Origin of the sequence: uncultured Meiothermus sp., from assembly GCF_937863175.1 — a bacterium.
In the GTDB taxonomy this organism is placed as follows: Bacteria; Deinococcota; Deinococci; order Deinococcales; family Thermaceae; genus Meiothermus.
Genome location: NZ_CALMCQ010000017.1, coordinates 1 through 12,305, shown reverse-complemented (window position 1 = coordinate 12,305; position 12,305 = coordinate 1). Strand labels below are relative to the sequence as shown.

The following is a 12,305-nucleotide window of genomic DNA, read 5'->3' as shown; positions in this document are numbered from 1 at the left end:
GTTTACAAAGACACCCCTGGTTGTCCCGCGAAGTTGTTGGAGTAGTGGTTATACCCATATGCTCGAGCTGAAAGACATTGTCCGGGGTAGCAGAGTGCGGGGCATCGTACCCGAACAAACCGTGGTGATTTTAGACACCCGTTGGTTTGGAGGAAACAGCGCCCTCGAGGTGACCTACCGCACCGAGAAGGGGCAGACCGAGAGCGAGGTGTTGTACCCATACCAGCAAGAGCAGCTCAACCTCGAGCCCGAGACCCGTAGTTGGGACGTGACTTTGGACGGCTCGCGGCTTCAGTTGGCGGCTGAGGCCACCCGCATCCGGCTGGCCTACCTGTTCGACCCCAGGCTGGCCGTTCACATCTCGAGCGTTGAGCCCCTGCCGCACCAGATCACGGCGGTGTACGAAGAAATGCTCACCCGGCAGCCGCTACGCTTCCTGCTGGCCGATGACCCCGGCGCGGGCAAGACCATCATGGCCGGGCTGTTTCTGCGCGAGCTGGTGGCACGGGGCGACCTGCGGCGGGCGCTGATCATCAGTCCGGGCAGCCTGGTGGAGCAGTGGCAGGACGAGTTGTACACCCGCTTCAACCTGGTCTTCGATATCATGACCAACGACAAGCTCACCGCCTCGCCTACCGGCAACTGGCTGGGCGAGACCCCGCTGGTGATCGCCCGGCTGGACAAGCTCTCAAGGGACGAGGAAGTCCAGCGCCGCCTCGAGCAGACCGAGTGGGACGTGATTGTGGTGGACGAGGCCCACAAGATGTCGGCCACCTTTTTTGGTAACGAGATCAAATACACCAAGCGTTACCACCTGGGGCGGATGCTGGGCAACCTGACTCGCCACCTGCTGCTACTCACCGCCACGCCGCACAACGGCTACCCCGAGGACTTCCAGCTCTTCATGGCTCTGCTCGACCCCGACCGCTTCGAGGGTAAGCCCAGGCCCGGTGAGGCCCAGCCCGACGCCACCGACCTGATGCGCCGCTTGACCAAGGAGCAGTTGCTCAAGTTTGACGGGCGCAGGTTGTTCCCCGAGCGCCTTGCGCACGCGGTGCCTTACGACCTCTCGCGCGACGAGGCGCAACTCTACGAGGACGTGACCGAGTACGTGCGGCAGGAGTTCAACCGGGCCGAGGCGCTGGAAAGCGGGGGCCAGCGCGGCACGGTGGGCTTTGCTCTCACGGTGCTTCAGCGCAGGCTGGCCTCGAGCCCCGAGGCCATCTACCAGTCGCTACGGCGCAGGCGCGACCGGCTCAAGCGGCGCTTACAGGCCGAGCGGCTAAAAAACCCCAGTGTGCAAAACCTCAGTCAACTGGAAACCCCCCTGGAGGTGATCGAGGACGAGGATGACGTTCCCGAGGCCGAACTGGTTCAGGCCGAGAACACGGTGGTAGATCAGGCCACGGCGGCCCAGACCATCGCCGAACTCGAGGCCGAGATATTCACCCTGACCCGCCTCGAGGCGCTGGCCTTGCAGGTGCGGCGCTCGGGCCGCGACCGCAAGTGGGAGGAGCTTTCGGGCCTGCTGCAAGAGCGTCCCGAAATGCGGGATGCAACGGGTTCGCGGCGCAAGCTGGTGATCTTCACCGAGCACCGCGACACCCTCAACTACCTGCAAGAGCGCATTGGGGTGTTGCTGGGCCGTCCCGAGACCGTGGTTGCGATCCACGGGGCTGTTTCGCGCGATGACCGCCGGGCTGCCCAGGTGGCGTTCACCGACGACCCCCAGGTGCTGGTGCTGATTGCCACCGACGCGGCGGGCGAGGGCATCAACCTGCAACGCGCCCACCTGATGGTCAACTACGACCTGCCCTGGAACCCCAACCGCCTCGAGCAGCGCTTTGGGCGCATCCACCGCATCGGTCAGACCGAGGTCTGCCACCTGTGGAACTTAATTGCTCGCAATACTCGCGAAGGTGAGGTTTTCGAGCAACTGTTCCACAAACTTGAGCGTGAGCGGCAAGCATTGGGTGGGCGGGTTTTTGATGTGCTGGGGCGGCTGACCTTCAACAACATGCCCCTGCGCGACCTGCTGGTGGAGGCCATCCGCTACGGCAACCAGCCCGAGCGGCGGGCCTGGCTCGAGCAGATCGTGGACAGCAGCCTGAACCGCGACCACCTGCGGGCCTTGCTGGAGGAGCGCTCGCTGGCGCGGGACAGCCTGGACATGGGCAAGGTGCAGACCATCCGGGCCGAGATGGAGCGGGCCGAGGCGAGACGCTTGCAGCCCTTCTACATCGGGAAGTTTTTCCTGGATGCCTTCCCACAGCTCGGCGGCACGGTCTACGAGCGCGAGAGCGGACGCTACGAGATTCGCCACCTCCCCCAGCGCATCCGCGAGCGGGCCGCCCAGATGAATACCCGCCTGCCCGTCCTCGAGCGCTACGAGCGTATTGCCTTCGACAAAGAGCGGGTGCGCCTGGAGGGCAGACCCCAGGCCACCTTTGTATCACCGGGGCACCCGCTGCTAGACGTAGTGGGGCAGATGATCCTGGAGCGCGACGGCGAGCTGCTGCGACGCGGCGCAGTGCTGGTGGACGACCACGACCTGGGCACCACCCCCCGCACCCTGTATGCCCTGGAGCACCTGATCGAGGACGGGCGGCGCGACGCGCAGGGCGGGCGGCGGGTGATCTCGAGGCAGCTGCACTTCATCGAGATACCCGTGGGTGGCTCACCCCAGCCCGCAGGCTACGCACCCCACCTCGACTACCGCCCACTCACCGAGGCCGAGCAGCCCCCAGTATCCGCCTGGCTCAAACAGCACCCCCATCTGGCTCCGGGTGCTTCGCTTGAGCAGGCCACTGAGTTCGCGGTGGTAGAGCTGATGCCTGCCCACTTCAAGGAGGTTCGGGAGCGCAAAGAGGATTTGATTCGCCGCACCCGTCTGGCAGTGCGCGAGCGCCTGACCCGCGAAATTGCCTACTGGGACTCCCGTGCCAACCAGATCCGCGCCCAGGAAGAAGCAGGCAAAAAGCCGAAGCTCAACTCCAAAAAGGCCCGAGACCGTGCCGACTACCTCGAGCAGCGCCTCAAAACCCGAATGCTCGAACTCGAGGAAGAGAGCAAACTTTCCCAGCGCCCGCCCGTAGTGATGGCCGAGGTGCTGATCGTGCCCCGGGGGCTGTTGCTTCAGCTCACCCATCAACCCCTCAGCCAGGCCGACCTGGTTGCCCGCCAGACCGCCGAGATCGAGCACCTGGCGATGGAGGCGGTAATGGAGAACGAGCGCCGCCTGGGTCATGTGCCCCGCGACGTGAGCCGGAGCAAGCTGGGCTACGACATCGAGTCGGAGATAGTGACGGGCGAACACAAGGGCCGCCTGCGCTTCATCGAGGTCAAGGGCCGGGTGGAGGGGGCCACCAGCATCACCGTGACCCGCAACGAGGTGCTGGTCTCGCTCAACAAAGCCGAGCAGTTTATTCTGGCAGTGGTACAGGTGGGCGCCGACAAAGACCAGATCCACTACCTCCACCGCCCCTTCCAGCGCGAGCTTACCGACGAGGAACTCAGCACCAACCTCGAGCTAAAGCGCCTGTTGGCCAGGGCCGAGCGGCAGAATTGATAGACTGTAGCCCGATGAGCGCGATACTGGAACAGCTCGAGACCTGGATGCGAACCAGGGAGAACGAGCGTTTGGAATTCAAAGAAGCCAAAAACAACTTCGACTTTGAGAAGTTGGTGAAGTATTGCTGCGCCATAGCCAACGAGCGGGGAGGCAAGATTATTCTTGGGGTGAGCGATAGGATGCCGCGTCGGGTCGTGGGAACCAGTGCTTTCGAGAACCTCGAGCGCACCAAGGCGGGCATAACCGAACGCCTGCACATTCGCGTGGATGCGGACGTAATCAGTCACCCGAGCGGGCGGGTCATAGTATTTAGCCTTCCCTCCAGGCCCATCGGGATGCCGCTCCAGTACGAAGGGGCCTACTGGATGCGTTCGGGCCAAGACCTGGTGGCCATGACCCCCGACCAGCTCAAGCGCATTTTCGACGAGGCGGTGCCCGACTTCTCGGCGGAGGTTTTACCGGGAGCCTCCCTACAAGACCTCGAGCCCTCCGCCATCCAGGAGTTCCGCCGTCGTTGGCAGCGCAAGAGTGGGAATGACGCGCTGTTGGGGCTGTCTGACGAGCAGCTCTTGCGCGATGCCGAACTCATTACCCCCGAGGGTGTCACCCGCGCCGCGCTCGTCATTCTAGGCACTTGGCAAGGTGTTCGGCGGCTGTTGCCTCAGGCCGAGGTCATTTTCGAGTACCGCTCAGACGAGGGAAACATTCCCAGCCAGGAGCGCCTCGAGTGGACGCAAGGCTTCCTGAGCTTCCACGACCAGCTATGGGAAGCGGTCAACAAACGCAACAACCGGCAGAGCTATCAGGACGGCTTATTCCGCTACGAAATCCCCACCTTCAACGAGCAGGCCGTCCGCGAGGCGATGCTCAACGCGGTCAGCCACCGCGACTACCGCCGTTCGGGGAGCGTGTTCGTGCGGCAGTATCCCTACCGCCTCACGGTAGTCAGCCCCGGAGGCTTTCCGACGGGAATCACCCTCGAGAACATCCTGACCCGGCAGGAGCCTGTTAACCGCCGGATTGCCCAGGCCCTACAGCGGTGCGGCCTGATCGAGCGGGCCGGACAGGGCATGGACTTAATCTTCACCACCCTGATCCGCGAGAGCAAGCCCCAGCCCGACTTCACCGACACCGACGACTACCAGGTTTCGATCACCTTCCACGGCGAGGTTCAGAACCCCAGCTTCGTGCGCTTCCTGGAGAAGGTCGGGCAGGAGCGCCTGCGCTCCTTCTCCACACAGGATTTTCTTGTTTTGGATGCTATTTCCAGGGAGCGGAAGCTCACGGGAGAGCTGCTTGGGCGGGCCGCGCTGCTCCGGGAGGAGGGCATTGTGGAGAAGATCGGTCGGAGATACATTCTATCCAGGGACTACTACGACTTCGTAGGCCAGCGCGGGGTGTACACGCGCAAGCGCGGCCTGGATAGCGAGACCAACCGGCAGTTGCTACTCAAGCACATTGCCGACAACGCCGGCAACGGCAGCCCGCTGCGCGAACTGCAGCAGGTGCTGCCCCACCTCAGCGGGGACTCCGTGCAGAGGCTGGTGCGCGACCTGAAACAGGAAGGAAAAATCTATAAGAAGGGCCGCACCCGCGGCGCGCGCTGGTATCCCAGCGCATAATCTATTACGTGTAAGCAAACGAAATAAGACGTAATTATTTGTCCCATTAAAACCCCGAAAAGCCCACCGTTATCGTAAAGAATTGCGTCGTTTCAGTCGAAAGTGTCTATCGTCGAGACTTAATCTGAGGCCCACCCATGACCCAGCCCAAGCGCAAACTGATCGAAGTGGCCCTGCCCTTAGAGGCCATCAACCGCGAGGCCGCCCGCGAAAAGTCCATCCGCCACGGTCACCCCTCCACCCTGCACCTGTGGTGGGCCCGCCGCCCCCTGGCCGCTGCCCGCGCTGTGCTGTTTGCCAGTCTGGTGGACGACCCCAGCGCCCGCCCCGAGGAGTTCCCCACCCCGGAGGCCCAGGAGGCCGAGCGCAGGCGGCTGTTCGACCTGATCGAGCGCCTGGTCAAGTGGGAAAACTCCAGCAACGCCGAAATCCTGGCCGAGGCCAAAGCCGAAATCCTCAAGTCCACCGGCAACAACCCGCCCCCGGTGCTCGACCCCTTCGCGGGCGGCGGCACCATTCCCTTAGAGGCCCAGCGCCTGGGTCTAGAGGCCCACGCCTCCGACCTGAACCCGGTGGCGGTGCTGATTAACAAGGCCCTGATCGAGATTCCACCTAAGTTCGCGGGGCATCCGCCCGTCAATCCAGAAAGTAGAAAACAGTGGAGAGAAAATAGCCATGCACTATCGAGAGTTGAAGGTTTGGCAAAAGGCGCTGGAGGTAGCCAAGGAGGTTTACCGATTGGCTCCACGGTTACCACGCGAGGAAACCTACGGGATGCGGTCGCAGATTACACGAGCCGCGGCATCGATCCCGGCGAACATCGCGGAGGGATGGACGCGGGAATCGAATCGGGAGAAGGCGCAGTTTCTGGCGATTGCCCAGGGCTCGCTGGCCGAGACGGAGACATTCCTAACCCTTTGCGAGGAAATCGGCTGGTTTCCCAGAGCGGAGACAGAGCGGCTTCGGTCTCTGCTGACCGAAGTCGGCAAGATGCTGACCATCTTGCGGCGCAACTTCCGCAAGAACCACTAATTTCTAACTCCTCTTCACTATTTCCTCGTTCTTGGAAAGGAGCCAAGGGCCTGGCCGAGGACGTGCGCCACTACGGCAGGTGGATGCGCGACGAGGCCGAAAAGCGCATCGGCCACCTCTACCCCAAAGCCAGGCTGCCCGGTGGCGGCGAGGCCACGGTAATCGCCTGGCTATGGGCCCGCACCGTCCAGTGCCCCAACCCCGCCTGCGGCTGCCAGATGCCCCTGGTGCGAAGCTGGGTGCTGAGCAGCAAACCCGGCAAAGAACACTACGTAGAGCCGGTGATAAACCACAATACCCAGCCCCCATCGGTGAGCTTTGCTGTGAAGCAGGGCAAATTCTTAGGAGATGGAACAGTTGGGCGTAAAGGGGCTAAGTGCATAGCATGTAGCACGCCGGTTCCACTTGATCACGTACGCTCTGAGGGACGGGCTGGCCGAATGCGTCAACAGCTTATGGCGATAGTTGCTGAAGGTGTTCGAGGTCGTGTTTATCTTGAGCCTACTCAAGACCAGCTCAAAGCCGCCCAAAAGGCTAACCCAAGTTGGAAGCCCGATGCAGTCCTGCCCCATAACCCTAGAGACTTTAAAACGCCGAATTATGGCCTGAAAACCTTCGCAGACCTCTTCACCCCGCGCCAGCTCGAGGCCCTCACCACTTTTTCCGACCTCGTGGGGGAGGCCAGGGGGCAGGTGTTGAAGGATGCGAAGGCGGCGGGGCTCGAGGGGGAGGAGGCTCGAGGGTATACAGATGCTATGGTTGTGTATCTCGGCCTCACCGCGAGCAAAACAACCGTTTTTCACAACACGCTGGCCCGATGGCGTGCAGGTGAAGATAAATCTGCCCCCGCCTTTGGTCGCCAAGCCTTGCCGATGGTCTGGGACTACGCGGAGGTAAACCCGTTTGCAGGAGCGGGGGGTGATTTCTATGGCGTAGTGGATGGGACTGGTCGAGTATTGCTGGGCATCCAACCAAACTCCAATGGCTCGGTCAGCCAACACGACGCAGCAAGTCCGTATAGGGACAAATCAAAGATTGTAATTTCCACAGACCCGCCTTACTACGACAACATTGGTTATGCAGATCTTTCAGATTTTTTCTACGTCTGGCTGAGGCGAGTTTTCTCGCCGCTTTCACCAGAGCTGTTCGGAACCTTACTTGTTCCTAAAGCACAAGATCTGGTAGCAACGCCACATAGATTCGGTGGAAGCAAAGAAAAGGCGCGGCTGTTCTTTGAGGCTGGGCTTGAACAGGCTTTCTCACAAATGCGGGCATCGGCCAATGAGGAATTCCCTGTCACTGTCTACTATGCATTCAAGCAGTCCGAATCCGATGAGTCAGAGGATGACGAGAATGGCTCGGGCAGTGAGGGGACAGCTTCAACTGGCTGGGAAACCATGCTCTCGGGGCTTATTAATGCGGGGTTTCAGATCACGGGCACGTGGCCTATGCGCACTGAGGGAGCAGGCAGAATGATAGCCAGAGGAACCAATGCCCTCGCCTCATCCATCGTTCTTGTGTGTCGTCCCCGCCCTTCCAGCGCACCCGTCGCCACCCGCCGCGAGCTGTTGCAAGCGCTGCGCTCGGAGCTGCCGGGGGCGCTGCGGGAGTTGCAGCAGGGGAACATTGCGCCGGTGGATCTGGCGCAGGCGGCCATTGGGCCGGGGATGGCGGTGTACAGCCGGTACAGCCGGGTGCTGGAGTCGGACGGCACGCCCATGCGCGTCCGCACCGCGCTGGCTTTGATTAATCAGATGCTCGACGAGGTGCTGGCCGAACAGGAGGGCGATTTCGATGCCGATACCCGCTGGGCGCTGGCCTGGTTCGAGCAGTCGGGCTTTGCGGAGGGGGAGTTCGGGGTGGCCGAGACGCTCTCCAAGGCCAAAAACACCAGCATCCAGGGGCTGGTGGACGCGGGGATTCTGCGGGCCAAGGCGGGCAAGGTGCGGCTGCTGCGCCCGGACGAGCTGCCCGCCGACTGGAACCCCACCGCCGACACCGACCTCCCGGTCTGGGAGGCCACCCACCACCTGATCCGGGCCATGAACAGCGGGGGCGAACAGGCCAGTGCAAAATTGCTGGCGGCCCTGCCCAACGGCGACACCGCGCGGGAGCTGGCCTACCGGCTCTACGCGGTTTGCGAGCGCAAGAAGTGGGCGCAGGAGGGGCTGGCCTACAACGCCCTGGTGACGAGCTGGCTCGAGGTCTCCAAGCTGGCCCAGAACGCCGGCCTCGGGCTCGAGGCGACCCAGGAAACGCTGCTATAGGGGTGCGCCGTGGTTCGGGTAGTTCGAGGGGATTTATTTGAGGCCAAAACCGAAGCGCTGGTCAACGCGGTGAACACGGTCGGGGTGATGGGTAAAGGACTGGCCTTACAGTTCAAGCAGCGGTTCGGGGCGAACTTCGCGGCGTACCGAGCGGCGTGCGAACGGGGGGAAGTAGAGGTCGGCAGGATGTTTGTCTACGATAACGGGAAGCCGGCGCAGCCTCGCTATATTATCAATTTCCCCACCAAAAGGCACTGGCGCGATCCCGCGAGACTCGAGTACGTCACGCTGGGCCTCCAAGACCTCCGGCTCCAACTCGCGGCTTTGGGCGTTCGATCTGTGGCGGTTCCGGCCCTGGGGTGTGGGCTAGGCGGTCTGGACTGGTCGGAGGTTGCTCCACTCATTCGGCAGAGTCTGGAGACCGAAGAACATCTCGAGGTTCTGCTGTTTGAGCCAACCTGAACGCCTCGAGCCACTACACTAGGGGGTAAGTATGGCAATTACCAATGCGGATAGGGTAGGCAAGGCGCTCGAGCTACTGAACAAAGGATTGCAACCCTTCGTCGAGCGGGAGATGAAGGCGGTTTACGGCGACAACTGGCCCGCCGAGGCAGTGGCGGCCCTCAAGGAAAACAAGCTGGTCGTCCAGGGGCGCGAGAACTGGGACAGCCAGGCCTTGTTGACCCTGATGTGGAACCGCTGGACCGAGGTCTTCCGGCGAATCCTCGGCCACGCCGAGCGGAGCTTGGTCTCCGAACTACGCGAGGCCCGCAACCGCTGGGCGCACCAGGAGCTATTCTCCACCGACGACGGCTACCGCATTCTCGACAGCGTGAGCCGCTTGCTCTCGGCGGTATCGGCCCCGGAGGCCGCCGAGGTAGAAAAACAGAAGATGGACTTGCTGCGTCAGAAGTTCGAGGAGCAGGCCCGCAACGTGACCCGTAAGGTCTCGGTGGCTCCGGTAGAGGGCCAGCCTAGCAGTGGGCTGCGGCCCTGGCGCGAGGTCATCACCCCGCACCAGGACGTGGCCAGGGGCACCTACCAGCAGGCCGAGTTCGCCGCCGATTTGTGGCAGGTGCACGTGGGCGAGGGGGCCAGCAGCGAGTACACCGACCCCACCGAGTTCTTCCGCCGTACCTACCTCACCCAGGGGCTGCGGGGTCTGCTCTCGATGGCCCTACAACGCCTGAGCGGCAGGGGCGGCGACCCGGTGGTGGAGTTGCAAACCAACTTCGGCGGCGGCAAAACCCACTCCATGCTGGCGCTGTATCACCTGTTCTCGGGGGCCAAGGCGCGGGATCTGGTGGGCCTCGAGGCGGTGTTGGGCGAGACGGGTACTAAAGACATTCCCAGGGTCAACCGCGCGGTGCTGGTGGGCACCAAAATCAGCCCTGGCCAGCCTGAGCGCAAGAAAGATGGAACCCTGATCCGCACCCTCTGGGGTGAGATGGCCTACCAGCTCGGCGAAGCCGAGGGGGGCAAGGGCGCCGAAGCCTACGAACTGGTGCGCGAGGCCGACGAGACCGCCACCAACCCGGGCGACGCGATGCGCAAGCTGTTCAACCGCTACGGCCCCTGCCTGATCCTGATTGACGAGTGGGTGGCCTATGCCCGCCAGCTCCACGACGACCCCGACCTGCCGGGCGGCAGCTTCGAGACCCACTTTACCTTTGCCCAGGCCCTCACCGAGGCCGTCAAAGCCTCACCGCAAACCCTGCTGGTGGTGAGCATCCCGGCCTCCGAGCCGGGGCGCGAAGGGCGTAACTCCGCCGAGATCGAGGTCGGGGGCGAGCGGGGCAAGGCTGCCCTGGCCCGGCTCAAGAACGCCATTGGGCGCATTCAGTCGCCCTGGCGGCCCGCCACCGGCGATGAGAGCTTCGAGATCGTGCGGCGCAGGCTGTTCGAGCCGATCCCCACCGAGCTGCTCCCCCAGCGCGACGCGGTGATCAAGGGCTTTATGGAACTCTACCGCAGCAACGGTGGCGAGTTCCCCAGCGTTACCCGGGAGAGTGGCTACGAGGCCAAGCTCAAGGCCGCCTATCCCATCCACCCCGAGCTGTTCGAGCGGCTCTACTCCGACTGGTCGAGCCTCGAGAAGTTCCAGCGCACCCGTGGGGTGCTACGCCTGATGGCTGCCGTGATCCACGAGTTGTGGGAACGCAACGACAAGAACCTGCTGATTATGCCCGCCAACGTGCCAGTGGACGCGGGCGCGGTGCAGTCGGAACTGACCCGTTATCTGGAGGACAACTGGGTGCCCGTAATCGAGCGCGACGTGGACGGCCCCGAGTCACTGCCCCTGCGCCTCGACCGCGAGAACGCCAATCTCGGCAAGTATTCCGCTACCCGTCGGGTGGCCCGCACCCTCTACCTCGGCTCGGCCCCAACTTTGACCGCTGACAACCGGGGTCTGGAAGACCGCAACATCAAACTCGGTTGTGCCCAGCCGGGGGAGCTGGTCGCCACCTTTGGCGATGCCCTGCGCCGCCTGACCGACCAGGCCACCCACCTGTACGTCAACGGCCAGCGCTACTGGTTTTCCACCCAGCCCAGCGTGAACCGCTTGGCCCAGGAGCGGGCCGAGAAGCTTGAGGACTATCTGGTGAGCCAGGAGATCGAGCGCCGCCTGAAGGACGAGGCCCGCGAGCGGGGCGACTTCCCCCGCATCCATGTCTGCCCCGAATCCAGCGGTGATGTTCCCGACGAACACGAAGCGGCGCTGGTTGTGCTTGGCCCAGCCTTTTCACACGTCCAAAGCCGCGAGAGCATCAGTCCTGCCCAGACCGAGGCTCAGAGAATCCTCGAGAGCCGGGGTAACAAGGACCGCATCTTTAAGAACACCCTGGCCTTCCTGGCTGCTGACAAACGCCGGGTGGGCGACCTCGAGCAATCCGTGCGAATGTATCTGGCCTGGAAATCCGTAGAGACCGACGGCAATTCCGGTGCCCTCAACCTCGACAACTTCCAGCGCAACCTAACCCAGACCAAGCGCTCCGAGGCCGAACGGGCCATTAAGGCCCGCATTCCCGAGACGTTTAACTGGCTGCTGATCCCCACCCAGGTGAAGGGCGACCCTGCGATTGCCTGGCTGCCCTACAGCTTGCAAGGGCAGGATGCCCTGGCGGTACGGGCCAGCAAAAAACTCAAGGGCGATGGCCGCCTGGATGTACGCATGGCGGGCACCGTGCTGCGGCGGGAGATGGATCGAATCCCGCTCTGGCGCGGCGATCACGTGGGACTAAAGCAGTTGACCGACGACTTCGCCACCTACGTCTATCTGCCCCGGCTGCGGGACCCCGGCGTGTTGCTTGCGGCAGTCTGCGACGGTATCGCCTCGCTGAACTGGTCGCTCGAGGGCTTCGCCTACGCCGATGCTTGGGATGAACAGAGAGGGCGCTACCTGGGATTGCGGGCTGGGCCAGGGGTCAGCTTACCCAGCGCTCCTCAAGGTGTGCTGGTCAAACCCGAAATTGCCGCCGAGCAACTTGAGCGCGAAAAACCAATCCCCCCATCCCGACCGAGTGATCCAAATTCAGCTACCGACCCATCCTCTCCTGGTTCCGACCCATCTACTCCCAAACCTCCCGCTCCACCTCAAAGGCCGAGCCGCTTCCGCGCCTCGGTCAGGCTCGAGCCAACCCGCCTCAGCCGTGATGCAGACCAGATTGCTCGTGAGGTGCTACAGCATCTTCTGGCATTGGATGGTGCGGAGGCCGAGGTGGACTTGGAAATTCAGGTTAGGGTTCGGGGTGGAATCTCCGAGTCGGTCGAGCGCACGGTCGGCGCATTGCTGCGCGATGCCGGCGTCGGCGC

General features: G+C 63.0%; 5 protein-coding genes and 1 pseudogene. All 6 read left to right on the top strand.

Features of this window, described 5'->3' with window-relative positions; genetic code table 11:
- The first annotated feature begins 58 nt into the window (after nt 1-58).
- Nucleotides 59-3,568 (top strand): DUF3883 domain-containing protein, encoded by a 3,510-nt coding sequence (locus Q0288_RS00775; RefSeq protein ID WP_299425674.1) that lies wholly within the window; start codon nt 59-61, stop codon nt 3,566-3,568.
- A 14-nt stretch (nt 3,569-3,582) separates the two neighbouring features.
- Nucleotides 3,583-5,193 carry an ATP-binding protein gene (locus Q0288_RS00770; protein WP_299425671.1) on the top strand — a complete coding sequence of 537 codons (1,611 nt, stop codon included), beginning with the start codon at nt 3,583-3,585 and terminating at the stop codon, nt 5,191-5,193.
- 137 nt (nt 5,194-5,330) lie between these two features.
- A pseudogene (locus Q0288_RS18010) lies at nt 5,331-5,852 on the top strand (DUF1156 domain-containing protein); the annotation flags it as partial.
- Nucleotides 5,853-5,868: 16 nt separating this feature from the next.
- Nucleotides 5,869-6,225 carry a four helix bundle protein gene (locus tag Q0288_RS18005; protein ID WP_366914712.1) on the top strand — a complete coding sequence of 119 codons (357 nt, stop codon included), beginning with the start codon at nt 5,869-5,871 and terminating at the stop codon, nt 6,223-6,225.
- 2,276 nt (nt 6,226-8,501) lie between these two features.
- Nucleotides 8,502-8,954, top strand: a complete 453-nt coding sequence (locus Q0288_RS00760) for a macro domain-containing protein (RefSeq protein WP_299425666.1) — start codon at nt 8,502-8,504, stop codon at nt 8,952-8,954.
- A gap of 31 nt (nt 8,955-8,985) precedes the next feature.
- Nucleotides 8,986-12,305, top strand: a 3,320-nt coding sequence (locus Q0288_RS00755) for a Swt1 family HEPN domain-containing protein (protein ID WP_299425663.1), incomplete at its 3' end; no start/stop codon positions are given.